This window comes from Acinetobacter sp. CWB-G5 (assembly GCF_019209785.1).
Classification (GTDB): domain Bacteria; phylum Pseudomonadota; class Gammaproteobacteria; order Pseudomonadales; family Moraxellaceae; genus Acinetobacter; species Acinetobacter johnsonii.
On sequence record NZ_JAHUTF010000001.1, the window covers coordinates 391,519 to 408,402 of the forward strand.

Annotated in this window: 13 protein-coding genes; 10 read left to right on the top strand and 3 right to left on the bottom strand. The window is 41.9% G+C overall.

The window, feature by feature from the left end; all coding sequences use genetic code 11:
• The first annotated feature begins 42 nt into the window (after nucleotides 1-42).
• Nucleotides 43-2,517, top strand: coding sequence for an acyl-CoA dehydrogenase (locus KVY11_RS01965; RefSeq protein WP_218287935.1), 2,475 nt, complete (start codon nucleotides 43-45; stop codon nucleotides 2,515-2,517).
• 97 nt (nucleotides 2,518-2,614) lie between these two features.
• On the opposite strand, the gene KVY11_RS01970 is transcribed toward KVY11_RS01965, so the two are convergent.
• Nucleotides 2,615-2,875: a hypothetical protein gene (locus KVY11_RS01970; RefSeq protein WP_010326389.1), complete on the bottom strand. Its 261-nt coding sequence runs from the start codon at nucleotides 2,873-2,875 to the stop codon at nucleotides 2,615-2,617.
• Between the two features lie 273 nt (nucleotides 2,876-3,148).
• Here KVY11_RS01970 and KVY11_RS01975 point away from each other — a divergent pair, with 273 nt between their 5' ends.
• The 4 genes from KVY11_RS01975 to KVY11_RS01990 all read left to right on the top strand — a co-directional run bounded on the left by KVY11_RS01975 (nucleotide 3,149) and on the right by KVY11_RS01990 (nucleotide 6,152).
• Complete coding sequence (locus KVY11_RS01975) at nucleotides 3,149-3,499, top strand: hypothetical protein (RefSeq protein ID WP_218287936.1); 351 nt, start codon at nucleotides 3,149-3,151, stop codon at nucleotides 3,497-3,499.
• Between the two features lie 7 nt (nucleotides 3,500-3,506).
• Nucleotides 3,507-5,219 carry a PepSY domain-containing protein gene (locus KVY11_RS01980; RefSeq protein WP_218287937.1) on the top strand — a complete coding sequence of 571 codons (1,713 nt, stop codon included), beginning with the start codon at nucleotides 3,507-3,509 and terminating at the stop codon, nucleotides 5,217-5,219.
• Entirely contained in the window at nucleotides 5,216-5,554 is a 339-nt protein-coding gene (locus KVY11_RS01985) for a DUF3325 domain-containing protein (protein WP_168159078.1), read from the top strand. Before KVY11_RS01980 ends, KVY11_RS01985 begins: the two co-directional genes overlap by 4 nt.
• A gap of 79 nt (nucleotides 5,555-5,633) precedes the next feature.
• Nucleotides 5,634-6,152 carry a tetratricopeptide repeat protein gene (locus tag KVY11_RS01990; RefSeq protein ID WP_168159079.1) on the top strand — a complete coding sequence of 173 codons (519 nt, stop codon included), beginning with the start codon at nucleotides 5,634-5,636 and terminating at the stop codon, nucleotides 6,150-6,152.
• Between the two features lie 276 nt (nucleotides 6,153-6,428).
• Here the strand turns inward: KVY11_RS01990 and KVY11_RS01995 are convergent, their stop codons facing one another.
• Nucleotides 6,429-7,379: a DUF4424 family protein gene (locus KVY11_RS01995; protein WP_218287938.1), complete on the bottom strand. Its 951-nt coding sequence runs from the start codon at nucleotides 7,377-7,379 to the stop codon at nucleotides 6,429-6,431.
• Between the two features lie 20 nt (nucleotides 7,380-7,399).
• Nucleotides 7,400-7,933 (bottom strand): cysteine peptidase family C39 domain-containing protein, encoded by a 534-nt coding sequence (locus KVY11_RS02000; protein ID WP_218287939.1) that lies wholly within the window; start codon nucleotides 7,931-7,933, stop codon nucleotides 7,400-7,402.
• A gap of 221 nt (nucleotides 7,934-8,154) precedes the next feature.
• Between KVY11_RS02000 and ahcY the strand changes: the two genes are divergently transcribed.
• The 5 genes from ahcY to KVY11_RS02025 all read left to right on the top strand — a co-directional run bounded on the left by ahcY (nucleotide 8,155) and on the right by KVY11_RS02025 (nucleotide 16,814).
• Nucleotides 8,155-9,537 carry an adenosylhomocysteinase gene (ahcY, locus tag KVY11_RS02005; RefSeq protein WP_130234983.1) on the top strand — a complete coding sequence of 461 codons (1,383 nt, stop codon included), beginning with the start codon at nucleotides 8,155-8,157 and terminating at the stop codon, nucleotides 9,535-9,537.
• Between the two features lie 205 nt (nucleotides 9,538-9,742).
• The gene (gene metF / locus KVY11_RS02010) at nucleotides 9,743-10,579 is read left to right on the top strand and encodes a methylenetetrahydrofolate reductase [NAD(P)H] (protein ID WP_151835897.1); all 837 of its coding nucleotides are present in this window, start codon (nucleotides 9,743-9,745) and stop codon (nucleotides 10,577-10,579) included.
• Nucleotides 10,580-10,619: 40 nt separating this feature from the next.
• Nucleotides 10,620-11,336 carry a 16S rRNA (uracil(1498)-N(3))-methyltransferase gene (locus tag KVY11_RS02015; protein WP_010326381.1) on the top strand — a complete coding sequence of 239 codons (717 nt, stop codon included), beginning with the start codon at nucleotides 10,620-10,622 and terminating at the stop codon, nucleotides 11,334-11,336.
• 181 nt (nucleotides 11,337-11,517) lie between these two features.
• Complete coding sequence (locus KVY11_RS02020; RefSeq protein ID WP_218287940.1) at nucleotides 11,518-14,394, top strand: EAL domain-containing protein; 2,877 nt, start codon at nucleotides 11,518-11,520, stop codon at nucleotides 14,392-14,394.
• A 140-nt stretch (nucleotides 14,395-14,534) separates the two neighbouring features.
• Nucleotides 14,535-16,814 (top strand): NADP-dependent malic enzyme, encoded by a 2,280-nt coding sequence (locus KVY11_RS02025; RefSeq protein WP_168159180.1) that lies wholly within the window; start codon nucleotides 14,535-14,537, stop codon nucleotides 16,812-16,814.
• Nucleotides 16,815-16,884 lie beyond the last annotated feature (70 nt).

Sequence of the window (16,884 nt, forward strand, 5' to 3'; positions counted from 1 at the left end):
AACGTATGACTCACCTCACGGTGTAAACAACGGGAGGTTTCAATGGGTTTCATTTTCGCCATTCTGTTTTTAATCTGTATCCTCTGGGCTATTTTTTATTTTGAACTCAGTCGCTTAATGGCAACTGCAATGATTATTTTTGCATCCCTCTTCGCTGCTATTTTTATCAGTCCGTGGTCATTACTTCTAGGTCTGCCCTTAATTATTCTCAGCCTGATTGTGGTTATTGATCCATTACGAAAGTCCTTAATCACGCAACCTGCCTATAAAGCTTTAGCCAAAGCCATGCCGAGTATGAGCAGTACCGAGCGTGAAGCATTGGATGCAGGCACCAGTTGGTGGGAAAAAGAATTATTTATGGGTGCGCCTGACTGGAAAAAATTTGATGGTTATGTCTACCCAACTCTGTCTGCTGAAGAGCAATCCTTCTTAGATCATGAAGTTGAACACCTTTGTGGTTTACTCAATGAATGGGAAATTCATCATCACTTAAAAGATCTTCCTGTTGAAGCATGGCAATACATCAAAGAACAAGGCTTTTTAGGTTTAATTATTCCCAAAGAATACGGCGGTCGTGCGTTTAGCTCCTTTGCCCAAAGTCGCATCATGAGCAAAATTTCTTCACGTTCACTGACCACTGCCGTCAGTTGTATGGTGCCCAACTCTCTAGGCCCAGGTGAATTGCTTTTACATTATGGAACTGAGGAACAAAAACAACGCTACCTACCAGGTCTAGCCAAAGGTGAAGAAATCCCCTGCTTTGGTTTAACCAGTCCTGAGGCGGGTTCAGACGCGGGTGCAATACCGGACACAGGCGTGGTCTGCTATGGTGTGTTTGAAGGCCAAGAAGTACTCGGTTTACGTATGAATTTTTCAAAACGCTGGATTACACTGGCACCTATTGCGACTGTGATTGGTCTCGCTTTTAAACTGTATGATCCTGATGGACTATTAGGCGATGCAAGCAAAACTGAATACGGCATCACCTGCGCCTTATTACCTGCCAGCCATGATGGTGTCCAAGTTGGTGCACGACATAATCCTGGTTCACCCTTTATGAATGGCACGGTCGATGGACAAGATGTTTTTATTCCACTCGATTGGATTATTGGTGGGGTGGAAAATGCAGGTAAAGGTTGGCGCATGCTGATGGAATGCTTAGCCGTAGGTCGTGGGATTTCTTTGCCAGCCCTCTCCACTGCTTCAGCTGAAATGGCCTATTTAAGTGTCGGTGCTTTTGCCAAAGTTCGCCAACAATTTAAAATTTCTGTGGGACATTTTGAAGGCGTGCAAGAAGCCACCAGTGATATTGCCAGCGGTGCATATATGTTAGAAGCTTTTCGCTATATGGTGACCTGTGGTTTAAATGAAGGTGGAAAACCTGCTGTTATGACAGCTATGGCCAAATACTATGCCACCGAAACCATGCGTAAAATTGTCAATCACGGGATGGATATCGTTGGTGGACGGGCGGTACAAATGGGCCCGCGCAATTTTTTAGCACTGAATTATCAGGCCATCCCAATTTCGATTACCGTTGAAGGGGCCAATATTTTAAGCCGTTCTTTAATGATTTTTGGTCAAGGCTCAATGCGCTGTCATCCTTATTTATATGAAGAACTTCAACTCCTTCAAGCAAAAGATACAAAGGCAACTTTAGCGCCTTTCGATACGCTACTTTTTAAACATTTGGCTTATACCTTTAACCGAACAGCCCGTTCATTCAGTTATGGCATATTCGGTGGCCCTTCAGATGCTTCCGCACAGACAGATGCTTTCTCACGTCCTTTTTACAAAATCATTAACCGTTTCAGTGCCAACTTCGCTTTAACCGCAGACCTGTGTTTAGGCTTACTTGCAGGCGATATTAAACGCAAAGAAATGCTTTCAGGACGTTTAGCCGACATTCATGCCCATCTATTTATCGCGACCGCTATTTTGAAGTTTTATGAAAAAGGACAACGTAGTGAGGCTGAACAACAACATGCTCAACTGGCTTTAGAAAAAGCCTTTGTCCAAATTCAGGATGCATTCGATGGTCTGTTTACAAACTTTCCTATGCGAGCCGCAGCTTGCTTAGTCAAGTTCATCTGTTTCCCTTTTGGTCGTGTTGCCCAGCAACCAAGTGATCAGCTAAAAACGCAATTAGGACTTTCGATCATGGAAAATAATCCTTTCCGTGAACAACTGAAGCAGCATGTTTTTTACAATACCGATCCCAATGACGTCTTTGGGCGTATGGAAAATGCGTTCCAAGCAGCATTAAAAATTGATCCACTGTGGATGAAGTTTAAAAAAGCGGAGTCTAAAGGGCAATTTAAAGGCTTAGATTTTGAATCACATATCCAACATGCACTTGAATCAGGATTCATCAGTCCTGAAGAAGCAGATCAGTTGATTCATTACAATGCTCAACGCTTCGATAGTATGCTCACCGACATTTTCGATCATGAGCTTGAACAGACACTAGATTTAAAGAATCCTTATCATACAAAGGGTTCCGATATTCAACCATAACCCTCTCATCGGTTTTCGAAACTCCTAAAAGATAAAAGTCCGTTTACGGGCTTTTATTTTATCCACACAATATAACCCAAGACATCAAAGCGAAGTTTTAAATCCAATACACGTTTAAACGATAATAGAACTCTTCCACTTCCAAACGAACTTGATATCCCAGTTGGGTAAGTTCTGCTGAAAAATGACGAATATCTTCTAGGGGTAAATGTTTTGGCAGAACTGTAAATACCGCAGTATTTCCCTGTTTCGCACTCTCCTCAATGAGTGAAGCTAAACGTAATTTATAGACTTCAATATCTAAATACGCTTGGTTGGACATAATTTTTGCCTGTTCAGCATTAATAAAAGCAGCCATCTTTTCCTCCAAATTCGCCCAAGTATTGACTATGAAACTAACGCAGATCAAAACAGCGTATAACGTGATTTGGTAACACTGTGTAGCTATTCCTTAGAGAAATAACAATAAGAATCAAATCGATTTAAAAAGGCAGCGACTACAATCCAAATTTTTCTGTTCACCAAACTCACTTACCGTTACAGAAAAAATAAATAAAGTTACCATCTATTTTATTTAAATAATAATTGTTATCATTTGCAATATTATTTACTAATACACCAACTCTCTTCCATGAATAGCACCACTCAAATTGATGCCTTGGTTCATTCGGAAAAAGTCCATCCGAAGCCTGCCAAAAAGAAGAAAGTCGACACACCACTTAGCTACCGTCTGATGGTGTTGTATCGATTTGCACTTGCATTGCTCGGAGGTTATCTCCTTGCTGCACTCTCTGCATTAACCATTGCCAAACTCTTTATTGCAAATCCTGTGAATGCGGCCATGAGCGCCACACTCGTTGCATTTTGTCTTAACTGTGCTGCCTTTATTTGGGTCTTTATGGTTCAAAAAACCTTAAAAGCAACGCTCGGCATTGCTGTGCCATGTATTGCACTGTATGCCCTACTCAAATTTTTAGGATAGTTTTTCAATGCGTGTTGATCAAAAAGCGGAAGGACCGCGCCAATCCATGTCATGGTTGCATACATGGGCCAGTCTCATTTTAGGGTGGCTGCTGTATGCAATTTTTGTGACTGGAACCCTGAGTTTTTTCCAAAATGAAATTTCTACTTGGATGAAACCCGAAACACATCAATCTATCCCTGCGCAGTCTCAAGTGCAACAGATGCAGATCGCGCTCAACTATTTACAGAAAAACCACCCAGATGCAGGCAGTTGGAATATTCAACTACCCAACTCACGCCAAACCACAACTGAAGTGACTATTCGTGCCGTTGGTGAAGACCCGAAAGCACGTCGTGGTGGAACACGCATCACCTTAGACAGTGCGACTGGTGAAGTGATTGAACCACGGGATACGCGTGGTGGTGGATTCCTATATCGTTTCCATTTTGAGTTGTACGGTTTACCCCGCCTGTGGACGCGTTGGTTAGTCGGGATTGCCACCATGTTCATGTTGGTCGCAATTGTCAGTGGCATCATTACCCATAAAAAAATCTTTAAAGATTTCTTTACCTTTCGCTCTGGCAAAGGTCAGCGTTCGTGGCTAGATGCACACAATGCAACCGCTGTTTTTGCATTGCCTTTTCATCTAATGATTACCTTTAGTGGCCTACTACTGCTCATGTTTATGTTCATGCCTTGGGGAATTAACCAAGCTTATGAAAATCGACAACAGTTTTTACGTGACCAACAGGCCAGCATGCTTGAGCAGCCCCAAAAGGCTGAAGATGTGCCACGCGAAGGCGAAAGAGCGGCTCGTGGAGAACGTGGACAGCAACGCGGTGAACATGCTCAAGGTCGTGGTAAGGAACGCCCACCACAACCCGAACTCCGCCCTGCCCCACTGACAGACTTAGCCCCAATTATGGTAGCAGTACAACAACAGTGGAAAGACAACCCAATTGCTTCAATTAACATTATTTCACCCAATACAGACCAAGCCAAAATTGAGTTGCGTGCCTTGCGTGCTGAAAGCGTCGCGCATCGCAATGTGTATGCAACACTCAACTACAATGGGGTCACGGGTCAAGATGAAACGGATAAAAATATACGAATCAAAAATCCATCGATTCCAAGTGGCATATATAACGTGGTCACCGTCTTACACGAAGCGCGTGGCCTCGACTTAGCGCTGCGTTGGTTATTATTCTGCTCAGGTATTTTAGGCACGCTCATGGTGGCTACGGGTCTGATCCTTTGGTGTGTAAAACGTGCTCCCCAACAGCAGAAACAAGGCTATAAATCATTTGGTTTCCGACTGGTTGAAGTCCTGAATATTGCAGCCATTATTGGTTTGCCTTTGGCCTGCGCGGCATATTTTTATGCCAACCGTTTCATTCCTGCAGATGTAGAAATGCGCCTGAACTGGGAAATTCGTAGCTTCTTTACCGTATGGTTACTCACGCTAATTTATGCCATTTTCCGTACCCACCGCCAAGCATGGTTAGACTTACTTTTATTGGCAACACTCGCTTTCGCCCTGCTGCCAGTGGTCAACTTGATGACAGGCGGTCAAGCTTTGTGGAACAGCATCGCGCAAGGCCAGTGGATGATTGCATCGGTTGATTTAGCCATGTGGGTAATGGCAGTGATTTTCTATTTCGCTTATGACAAAGTTAAAAAACATCAAGGTTTGCCGAATAAAAAAGTGAAAGTACCTGTTCAGGAGGCCGAAGCATGATTTGGTTTCTGATTATTTGGACTTTAGCAACCTTAGGTTTTTTTGCTCTTGCTAGCAGTATGTCTAAGCACCAAAAACAAATCTTTGCTAAAGAACTGACACTTCAGCAAACACGCTTAGCAACCACTGTGGGTTGGTTCCTGTTAATTGTTTCTTTGCTCATTTGCTTAACACAAGGACATTGGAGCATCGAAATCAGTTATTGGGTCGGCGTAATTAGCTTCGCTGCACTGTTTGTTGGACTTTGCTTAAGTTATTTTGAACAAAAAATTAAGAATATCGCTGTTTCAGTTTTACTCTTATTTATATTCAGCCTAACTTTGCACCTGATCTGAACCTAAAAGCCAATCTTCGGATTGGCTTTTTCACTTGAAAGCATTAGGCTATCCACAGTTTAAATCTTTGGTTATTTGTATGCCTAAATCTCCTAAAATTCCTGCTGAATTGGTCAACCTTGCAACAACAGGCAATAGTGACGCTCAATTTGAACTCGCTGAACTATATATGCAAAGTGAAAATGAAGATGACATTACGCTTGCAGAAGAATGGGCGCTCAAAGCAGCAGCATTGGGTCATGTAGAAGCCATGTATTGGCTGGGTGAAGGTTATGCTTTTTATGCCAAAGAACTTCGAGAAGAAGATCCAAGCGAAGCTGAAACCTACTTTGGACATGCACATCACTGGTTAAAACAAGCCGCTGAACTGAAACACCCTACTGCAATATTAGAGTTGGCTGGTTTTTACCGTCGTGGTGATGTGGTTGAAAAAGATGTCGCTAAGTCAATTGAACTGGTACAACAAGCAGCGGAACTGGGTGAGGCTCAAGCCATGCGTGATTTGGCATTCATTTATGAAAATGCGCTAGGTGTCGATACAGATGAAGCAAAAGCCAAATACTGGCACGACAAGGCAGATGCCGCAGAGCAAGAATAAGTAAAAGCCCATCCTTTGATGTCATGCCAGTTAGTGAATAAACTGACTGGCATTTTTTAAATTTCATTCGATACGCCATAAGGTCATCCGCAACCTCAGCAAGATTAAAAGCAATGCTTTTATTTGCAGCGTAAGACGAAGTAGTCGCCTTTAAAATGAATTGTTTTTTGCAACAAAAGGCGCTCTGCATTCAGAAAGTAAACAGATTTTTCGGAAGACAAATGTTTTTGGTTCTTTTGCCGAAACAAAAGAACGCCCAAAAAATTGGACTTAAAACTAAAACTTACGCACAAAAATAATCTCTAAATCCTGCTTCGGCACAAAATTCTTTTCTGTCATTTGAAATTGTGTCGAACTGATCTTTTTCACCTGACCCTTCCAACAAAATGAAACCAGCTCATTCGGGTCACGCTCAATGGTCAGTTTAAAACTTTGAATAGGTTTCGCCCAATTTGCACCCGTTTTTAAGATATAGCCCAAGGCTTGATAAGGTGGATATTGCGACTTGGCCTTTTTCAAACCCGCTTTGAAGTTTTGATCCATACAATAGATCTTCTCATCTTCTTCAGGATATAAAGAGACCGAACCACCGACCAATGGCATGTATTCATGTTGTACATGGGTCAACGCATTGGCCTTAAACTTCTGCTGCCAACTATAAATGATTTGCGATTCCCAATAAATTTCATCATCCGCCTGATAGGGCTTTAAAAGCTGCTGCACTGTTTTGTCCTGACAACGATACAAACGCTGATTAAGCGTAGAGTCTTGTTGTAATAACCACGGATACATCAAATCTCGATCTGAAAAACCACATTTTTTCAAACCTGCAGTCACATCGACGACGTCACCATTGGAATTGAAGTCTCCACTAGCTGTTAAAGCGGGTAAAAATGCACGCACATGCGTTTCTGGCTGAAGCTTTTGTGCATTGGCTTGTACTTTAAAGCTTTGAATCAATTGTTCTGTATGCGCAAAATCACTTTCACGCGAACTGCCCACACGCGGCAAGGGAAATAAAACAGTTTCCGTAATATCTTGAGCGGTAAGATTTTTAAATTGGTAATTCACCCGAATGATGTTTTTACTGATAAACAAATCTTCACTTTGCATACTAATCTTTGGATTTTTAAGATATCGCACACCTCCTGTTGCCACAAAACCCGTACTGTCATTCGCACTGATCTGCATAGAGATGAACACGCATAGTCCGAGGATCTTTTTCATTTAACGTCTTCTTTTCATGTTTATTGTGCTGTTTCCATGCGAGCGCTTGAATGATCAAGCACGATCACTTGTCGGCAGATGCCCTCGACTTGACGTTGCTGTTCAAATACAGATACAGGCATCGCATCAAAACTGTCAAAGAAACAGATTTCCTGCTCATCTATAGAATAAACCAGTGAATGGTTTCCGACGCCTTCTAAAGTATCGTAATAGACAATGATAAATTTATTTTGCTCAAATGCCTGTTGAATTTGTTGGTAATTGATGGCCGCTAAAACTGGCAGCTTTAGTTGCTCAGCTTCTGCATAACTCAATTTTTCTTGTGCTTGAAGCTCTGTGTCTTCATCAGTATAAAATTGAACATCAAAGCCAAATTTCTTTAATCCAACTGCCAAGCCAATGGTTGTCGTTCCGTTTTCTGCATCATAACCACAGACCTCTATCAACTGTTCAATATCCGCATCGATATATAAATGCTGGAGTAGCATCCATACCGCATAAATACCGCCATTAGCTTCAAGGTTCATTAAGGATTCAGGGATATTCAAGGCCATAACACAATTCAAAAAAGATGATTGTGTTGATAATAAACAAAACATCGTTGGAACTAAATCAATTTCCAAGTACAATACTTCGCTAGTCGAGGGATGCTGCGACTTTTTCACAGGTACATAAATGTGAAATCGCTAGGCTCGACGATCCGGTTCAAATCCTTTTTGAATCAACAACGGCATCCGCGAACTGAATGATCAATTTTTTATATTAGGAGATCGTGATGAACGCGGTTACTGCTTCATTTACAGATTACAAAGTTGCTGATATTTCACTCGCTGACTACGGCCGTAAAGAAATCAAACTTGCTGAAGCAGAAATGCCGGCACTTATGGGCCTACGTAAGCGCTATGCTGCTGCAAAACCACTTGCTGGCGCAAAAATCCTTGGTTGTATCCACATGACCATTCAAACTGCTGTTCTCATTGAGACATTAGTTGAATTAGGCGCAGAAGTTCGTTGGACCTCTTGTAACATCTTCTCTACTCAAGACCATGCTGCTGCGGCAATTGCGGCTTCTGGTGTACCTGTATTTGCTTGGAAAGGCGAAACAGAAGAAGAATACATGTGGTGTTTAGAACAACAAATCAATGTGAATGGTACCCCTTGGGATGCCAACATGATTTTGGATGATGGCGGTGATTTAACCCTACTTGTTCATGAAAAATATCCTGAAGTGATTGCAAAAATCCACGGCGTAACTGAAGAAACGACGACAGGTGTTCAACGTCTGTATGAAATGCTTCGTGACGGTACTTTGAAAGTTCCTGCAATCAACGTGAATGACTCTGTAACTAAGTCTAAAAATGACAACAAATATGGTTGCCGCCACTCACTGAATGATGCAATCAAACGCGGTACAGATATGCTTTTATCTGGTCGTCGTGCGCTTGTGATTGGTTATGGTGATGTAGGTAAAGGTTCTGCTCAATCACTTCGTCAAGAAGGCATGATTGTACGTGTAACTGAAGTTGACCCTATCTGTGCAATGCAAGCATGCATGGACGGTTACGAAGTTGTATCTCCATACAAAAATGGCGTACAGACTGGTAAAAAAGAAGACATCAATGTTGACCTTCTTGAAAACACTGACCTGATCGTAACGACAACAGGTAACTACCACGTATGTGACGCTGCAATGCTTGATTCATTAAAAGCAGGTGCAGTGGTGTGTAACATCGGTCACTTCGACACTGAAATCGACACCAACTACTTACGTGGTTACAAGTGGGTTGAAGTGAAACCTCAAGTTCACCAAGTTTATCGTTCAGAAGATGAAAACAACTACTTGATCCTTCTTTCTGAAGGTCGCTTAGTTAACCTAGGTAATGCAACAGGTCACCCATCACGTATTATGGATGGTTCATTTGCCAACCAAGTCTTGGGTCAAATGCACTTATTCGCTGAGAAATTTGCTGATCTTCCAGAAGATCAAAAACAAGCGGCGATTCGTGTAGAACTTCTTCCTAAGAAATTAGATGAAGAAGTTGCTGCGGCAATGGTTGCTGGTTTTGGTGGTGTCTTGACTCAATTGACTCAAGAACAAGCAGATTACTTAGGTGTAGCTGTTGAAGGTCCGTTCAAATCTGACGCTTATAAATACTAAGTTGCAAACCTCTCCTAACCTCTCTTGCGCTGAACTTTAAAGCAGTGCTTAAAGTCTGCTCAGGAGAGGGACTTTCATTACCGAATGATGTTAGCAGTGAAATCTTGTTATCTCTATTCAATGTAATGAATCCCCTTCTCCCTCTGGGAGAAGGATGGGATGAGAGCAAACACAAAAAATAGCATTTATAAAAAAGGATTTGATGATGAGCAAAAAAGTTCCAATTTCTTTTGAGTTTTTCCCAACCAAAACCGATGCTGGTGCAGAAAAACTTAAAGTCGTACACCAAGAACTTCAGTTATTAAACCCAGAGTTCTTCTCAATTACTTACGGTGCTGGTGGTTCTACCCGTGAACGTACCCTTGCTGCCATTGCTGAATTCAATGGTAAAGGTACGCCTGTTGCACCGCACTTATCTTGTATTGGCGATGACAAAGCACGTATTGCTGAATTACTCGACATCTACAAAGATCAAGGCATTGACCGTATTGTCGCTTTACGTGGCGATTTACCTTCTGGACAAGTCGGTTTAGGCGAGTTGCCATACGCAACAGACCTCGTGCGCTTTATCCGTGAGCATTCAGGCGATCACTTCCATATTGAAGTTGCTGCCTATCCTGAAATGCATCCACAAGCTGAAAGCTTTGACTTAGACATTCAGCGTTTCTGCGACAAAGCCAATGCTGGTGCCAATGCTGGTTTAACTCAGTTCTTCTTTAATCCAGATGCCTACTTCTATTTTGTAGATCGCATTCAAAAAGAAGGTGTGAATATTCCAATTGCACCAGGCATCATGCCAATTACCAATGCCAGCAACTTGATCCGCTTTGCAGACGGTACTGGCGCTGAAATCCCGCGTTGGATTCGTAAGCAACTGGCAACATATGGTGACGATACCGCAAGTATTAAAGCCTTCGGTCATGAAGTGATTGTGAAGCTTTGTGAACGTTTACTTGCCGGCGGCGCGCCAAGTCTGCACTTCTACACCATGAACACGACTGACCCTACCCGCCAGCTTGTACTAGACCTCGGTTTAGCATAAGCATTTAAACTAGATTCACCCTATTTGAGAGTAAAACCGAATGCCTCGTTTTTTTATGGAAGCAGAACTCAATGTTGATCACACTGTCGAACTGACTGAAACTGTGTTTCACCACTGGGTAAAAGTTTTGCGTGCTCAAGTCGGTGAAACGGCTACTTTGTTTAATGGACAAGGCGGCGAATATGAAGTGACCTTAAGTGACGTTGCTAAAAAGTCAGCATTAGTTCAGGTCACTGCTTTTAACCCAACCAATCGTACGCCTGCGTTTAAAACTTTACTCGGTCAAGTCATGAGTAAAGGTGACCGTATGGATTATGTCATTCAAAAGGCAGTTGAATTAGGCGTTTCGGAGATTCAACTATTAACGTCTGAACGCTGTGAAATGCGTTTGAAATATGACCGCGATCAAAAGAAAATTGATCACTGGCAAGGCATCGCCATCGCAGCTTGTGAACAATGCGGCATGAATATTGTTCCAAAAATCCTTGCACCACTCAGTTTAGAGAAATGGCTCGCATCCGAATTACCTGCAACTCGACTTGTACTCGCCCCGAATAAAGAAAAAATCGATGTTTTGGCACATGCGACACCAAACATTGCACTACTCATTGGGCCTGAAGGTGGTTTAAGTGAGGCTGAAATTACAACAGCCAATGAGAACGGTTTTATTAACTGGTGTATTGGTGAGCGTGTATTGCGTACAGAGACAGCACCAGTCGTAGCTTTGTCAATCCTCAACTACAATTTAGTGATTTAAATCACATAAACAGCCGAGTCACCCTTTTGTTCTGTTAATATATTGATTATTATGTACAACAATATTACCCTTGACTTATATCAAAATATAAATTGATTGTGTTTTACACAATGTATTTAAATTTGAAAAAAGACACAACACAACGCCATTGGGTCATAAAAAAAATAAGGTTTCGCGATTCATGCCAGATATTTCTACAGAAAATCTTGATCGGCACTTGCAGACTGCGCAAATATCGCATTCCATTAGCCATCTTCGTTTCCTCATCAGTAGCTTACTGATTCTTATTTTTTATATTTTCTGTGCATATCACTATAATTTTTCTCAAGATTCTTTTTATTTTAACCTGTGGTTTTTTGTTTCTGAGTTTATTCTCAGCATTTTTTGGCTCGTGAACACCGTGTATTTCAACCCGAAAAATCACTCTGCCAAACATGCGCACCACTGGATTCAAGGCATCTGTTTAAGTATTGGTCTTTTGGTTGCAGCAGGCGTCGTCTGTATCTATTACTATTTACCCAGCCTATCTGGCAATTTTAACTATACAAATGCCCTACTCTTGTCTGCACTTTTAGTGATCGTCACACAGACCGTTTGCCTTACCTATTTAACGCAACGCATCAGTTATTTTTGTTTGGTTTTTATTCCGTCTATCACCCCTTATGTCCTCTCGCAATTTATCAACTTCGATGCCAATCACACTCTTTTTCACCTCACTGTAAACTTTATTCTGATTGTGATTTTGCTTTGTGCCAACGCCACTAACCGTATTAATCAGCACTTATCCCGCCTCTCAATTAAAAATCGAGAGTTGAAAAAAGAAGCTGAAAAACAAGTCGCTTGGACCGATGATTTATGCAAACAACTACAAAATGAAGTGAATAAATCCAAAGAAATTGAACAACAGTTACAACTGAATAATCAATTGCTTGAACAAAAAGTACGTGAACGAACCTTTGATGTAAATCAAATCAACAAAGACTTAAAGAACAAACAAGAAAACCTATCGCTTGCCCATGAAATTTCAGGTATCCGTCCTTGGGATTGGAATATTAAAGATAGGCTCATTTCATTGACCAATCACAAACAAGAAAAAGTACTTAAAAATTCCACAGAGCATCAACTTCAGCTTCAGTACCTGATTCATCCAAATGATATTGCCCCGTTTAAATCTGCAATGAAAAGTCATTTACGGGGTCATTCAGACCGCTATGAAGCCACTTACCGTGTGCAACACAATAACGGGAAATGGTACTGGGTACATGACACTGGGCGTGTCATTGCTCGCGATCCAATCAATCAAAAACCGTTACAAATGGTCGGTATTCGACGTGACATTCAACATGAAAAAAGCAACCAAGAACGTCTGCGACTAGCAGCGAGCGTACTTGAACAAGCTGAACAAGGGATTTTCATCTTAGATGAAGACCTGCGTTATATCGACGTAAATCCCTTCTTTGAACGTTTGGCTGGCTTTGAAGCTGCACAAATCAATGGCAAACATTTGTTTGATATTGTTGCGAACTATAAGTCGCTTCAACGCACCACACATAACCAAATCATTGGCCAACTCCTTAAAAAAGGCGAATACGACGGTGAACTGAATGAAAAGTTTCTGTCGGGCAAAGAGTTGTGTATTTGGATGCATCTGAATGCCGTTACCGATGAGCAAGATCGTGTCACGCATTATATTGGTATCGTGTCCGATTTAACCGAACGTAAACTACAAGAACAGCGTCTTTCTTATTTAGAAAACTACGATACGCTGACTGACTTACCCAACCGTTTTTACTATAACTATCAGCTTCATCAATATTTGGTTTCTCAACAAGATAGCATTAAACAACTGGCGATTATTCGGCTCAATATTGACCGTTTCCGTCCATTGAATGAATTCTTAAGCAATAATGGAGGCGATGAGCTGCTGCGCCAAGTTGCCCAGCGCCTTCGTTTGACCAATGCTGAAGCCCTGATGGTGGCTCACTTGAATGGTGATGATTTTGCAATTGTATATGAGGTCTCTCATATTCGGCCCTCAGTTCAGGAACATATCGATCGCATTAATAAAGCCTTTAGTCTGCCTTTTGATATTTTTGGTCAAGAACATATTATTACGCTTTCAATGGGGATTTCGCAGTACCCTGAACATGGTCGTCAACTGGACTACTTAAACAACTGTGCTGAACAAGCGCTGAGTGAAGCAAAACGTTTAGGTGGAAATGCCACAAAGTTCTACAGCCTGAGCAATACCGTTGCATTGGAAGAAGGGATTTATTTAGAGCGCGATTTAAGACTGGCGATACAAAACAATGAGTTAGTGGTTTATTACCAGCCCAAAATCAACTTTCACAATCAGAAAATTTATGGTTTTGAGGCACTAGTACGCTGGAATCATCCAACCAAGGGCATCGTACCGCCAGGTCTGTTTATTCCTATGGCAGAAAAAACCAGCTTGATTTCAGACATCGGTCGCATTGTGATTTTACAAACCGCGAAGCAAATCAAAGAATGGAATAAATTGGGTTTTGATAATATCTGTGTCTCGGTCAATGTGGTTGCCCAACAACTACAACGCGGACAGCTTTTAAAGGACCTAGATGAAGCCCTTGATCGATACAAAATTAGTGGCAGCAGCCTCGAATTAGAAATTACAGAATCCACTTTGGTTGAAAACTCGGAAACGGTAAAAAATCTCCTTGAAACCATCAAATCACGTGGCATTCATATTTCTTTAGACGACTTTGGCACAGGTTATTCCTCGCTGTCTTACCTCACTGACTTCCCAATCGATACTTTAAAAATTGATCGAAGCTTCATTTCAAAAATTGGGCACTGCAAACAAGAAGCTATTGTGAGTGCCATGATTGCCATGGGGAAAGCCATGGGTATGACCGTGGTGGCGGAAGGAATTGAGACCGAACAACAACTGAGTTACCTGCAAAACTTAGAATGTGATATCGCGCAAGGTTATTTATTTTCAAAACCTCTTCCACAGCTCGATGCTACCCAATACTTAAGAGATCATCTCGATACGCCCTCTTATACATACTTAATATAAATCAGACTGTTTTAGCTCTAAGTTTGCCTTAAAAAGCACCAGCTATCACTGGGATATACCAGCAACTAATGGTATATTCGGTCTTGTCTACTAAAAAACCACCAGCTCCGCTGGCTAACCCACGCTACAAAGAGATTCAGATGGACGATCAATCATTAAAACAGCAAGCTTTGTATTATCACGAATTTCCAACTCCAGGGAAAATCAGCGTTACACCAAGCAAGCAGCTGGTCAACCAACGTGACTTAGCTTTAGCTTATTCACCAGGTGTTGCTGCACCATGTTTAGAGATTGAACGCGACCCGTCTACTGCGGCGCTTTACACAGCGCGTGGTAACTTAGTTGCTGTGGTCAGTAACGGTACAGCCGTACTTGGCCTTGGTAACATTGGTCCTTTAGCGTCTAAACCTGTTATGGAAGGTAAAGGCGTACTGTTTAAAAAATTCGCTGGTGTTGACGTTTTTGACATCGAAATTGCAGAAAATGATCCTGACAAAATCGTGGACATTGTTGCTGCATTAGAACCGACTTTTGGTGGTATCAACCTTGAAGACATCAAGGCACCAGAGTGTTTCTATATCGAGCAAAAACTACGTGAACGCATGAACATTCCTGTGTTCCACGACGACCAACATGGTACTTCTATTATTGTCGGTTCTGCTTTGCTAAACGCTTTGCAGTTAAATGGCAAAAAAATTGAGGAAATCAAGATTGTTGCTTCAGGTGCAGGTGCAGCAGCATTATCTTGTTTAGATCTTCTTTGTGCAATTGGTGCGAAGAAAGAAAATATCGTTGTGGCTGACTCTCGCGGTCTGCTTACCACGAAACGTGAAGGTCTAGATGAGTCTAAAAAACGTTATGTACAAGATATCGAAGGCACTCAACTGGCTGACGTGATTGCAGGCGCAGACATGTTCCTTGGCTTATCTGCTGCGGGTATCTTAACCAAAGAAATGGTTAAGGTCATGGCGAAAGATCCGATTATCTTTGCACTTGCAAACCCAGATCCTGAAATTCTTCCTGAACATGCACATGAAGTTCGTGATGACGTGATCATGGCGACAGGTCGTTCAGACTATCCAAACCAAGTGAACAACGCACTTTGCTTCCCTTACATTTTCCGTGGTGCTCTTGATGTAGGCGCAACAACGATCAATGAAGAGATGAAAATCGCATGTGTCTATGCAATTGCGCGTATGGCACACATTGAAGCAGATGCAGCATCTTATGGTGAAAAATCAGCATCTTTTGGTCGTGACTACCTTATTCCACGTCCACTCGATCAACGTCTGATTTTAGAAATTGCACCTGCTGTCGCACAAGCAGCAATGGACTCTGGTGTAGCTGATCGACCAATTCAAGACTTCTCTGCTTATCGTCAGCGTCTGTCTGAGTTTGTCTACAACTCTGCATTTATGATGAAGCCTATTTTTGCTCAAGCAAAATCCGACCCAAAACGTATTGCCTATGCTGAAGGTGAAGACCTACGCGTACTTCGTGCAGTACAAATTGCGGTCGATGAAGATCTTGCAAAACCAATTTTAGTCGGTCGAACTGCGGTTATTGAAGCGAACATTAAAAAGTTAGGCTTACGTCTTGAACATGGTGTGAATATCACGATTGTCGATCAAGAAAAAAATCCTGACTACGAACTGTTTGCAGATGACTACTACACGCTCATGCAACGTAAAGGTGTAACACCTGAATATGCGCAACGTGAAGCACGTCGTCGTTCGACCTTGATCGCGTCGATGTTAGTGAAACATGGTAAAGCAGACGGGATGCTATGTGGTACGTATTCAAGCTACGATATCCACTTAGACTTCGTTAAAAACATCATTGGTAAAAAAGAAGGTCACAACTCTTTCTTTACATTGAATGCTTTAATGCTTGAAGACCGCAACCTGTTCATTGCTGACACTTACATCAACCGTAATCCAACGGCTGAACAACTGGCTGAAATGACTATTTTAGCCGCTGAAGAAGTGCGTCGTTTTGGTATGACACCACGTGTTGCGCTACTATCTCACTCAAGCTTCGGTTCAGACCAGACCGACCCAAGCGCACAAAAAATGCGTAAAGTGTTTGAGATTTTGTCGCAAATCGCGCCAGAACTTGAAGTTGAAGGTGAAATGCATGCGGATGCAGCATTGGATGAAAACATTCGTAGCTTTGCATACTCAAACTCACGCTTCAAAGGTTCTGCGAACCTATTGATCATGCCGAACTTGGATGCAGCCAACATTTCATTTAACCTGTTGAAATCAACGTCAGGTAATAATGTCACCATTGGCCCTATCCTACTGGGTGCAGCAAAGCCAGTTCATATTTTGACACCGACAACAACAACACGTCGTTTAGTGAATATGACTGCACTAACTGTAGCTGAAATTCAAGAAGCGGAGAAAAACGGCGAATAATTGTTTGTCGTTGTACTCGCATCTTGTGACTTGAGAAAACCTCTATTCTGTAGCATGATGGCTGTAAGAA

Bases quoted from the DNA above. Each gene is read 5' to 3' on its own strand.
- KVY11_RS02025 (WP_168159180.1), top strand. From the start codon at position 14,535: ATGGACGATCAATCATTAAAACAGCAAGCTTTGTATTATCACGAATTT.
- KVY11_RS01975 (WP_218287936.1), top strand. From the start codon at position 3,149: ATGAATAGCACCACTCAAATTGATGCCTTGGTTCATTCGGAAAAAGTC.
- KVY11_RS01985 (WP_168159078.1), top strand. From the start codon at position 5,216: ATGATTTGGTTTCTGATTATTTGGACTTTAGCAACCTTAGGTTTTTTT.
- KVY11_RS01995 (WP_218287938.1), bottom strand. From the start codon at position 7,379: ATGAAAAAGATCCTCGGACTATGCGTGTTCATCTCTATGCAGATCAGT.
- ahcY (WP_130234983.1), top strand. From the start codon at position 8,155: ATGAACGCGGTTACTGCTTCATTTACAGATTACAAAGTTGCTGATATT.
- KVY11_RS01965 (WP_218287935.1), top strand. From the start codon at position 43: ATGGGTTTCATTTTCGCCATTCTGTTTTTAATCTGTATCCTCTGGGCT.
- metF (WP_151835897.1), top strand. From the start codon at position 9,743: ATGAGCAAAAAAGTTCCAATTTCTTTTGAGTTTTTCCCAACCAAAACC.
- KVY11_RS01980 (WP_218287937.1), top strand. From the start codon at position 3,507: ATGCGTGTTGATCAAAAAGCGGAAGGACCGCGCCAATCCATGTCATGG.
- KVY11_RS02000 (WP_218287939.1), bottom strand. From the start codon at position 7,933: ATGGCCTTGAATATCCCTGAATCCTTAATGAACCTTGAAGCTAATGGC.
- KVY11_RS01970 (WP_010326389.1), bottom strand. From the start codon at position 2,875: ATGGCTGCTTTTATTAATGCTGAACAGGCAAAAATTATGTCCAACCAA.
- KVY11_RS02015 (WP_010326381.1), top strand. From the start codon at position 10,620: ATGCCTCGTTTTTTTATGGAAGCAGAACTCAATGTTGATCACACTGTC.
- KVY11_RS01990 (WP_168159079.1), top strand. From the start codon at position 5,634: ATGCCTAAATCTCCTAAAATTCCTGCTGAATTGGTCAACCTTGCAACA.
- KVY11_RS02020 (WP_218287940.1), top strand. From the start codon at position 11,518: ATGCCAGATATTTCTACAGAAAATCTTGATCGGCACTTGCAGACTGCG.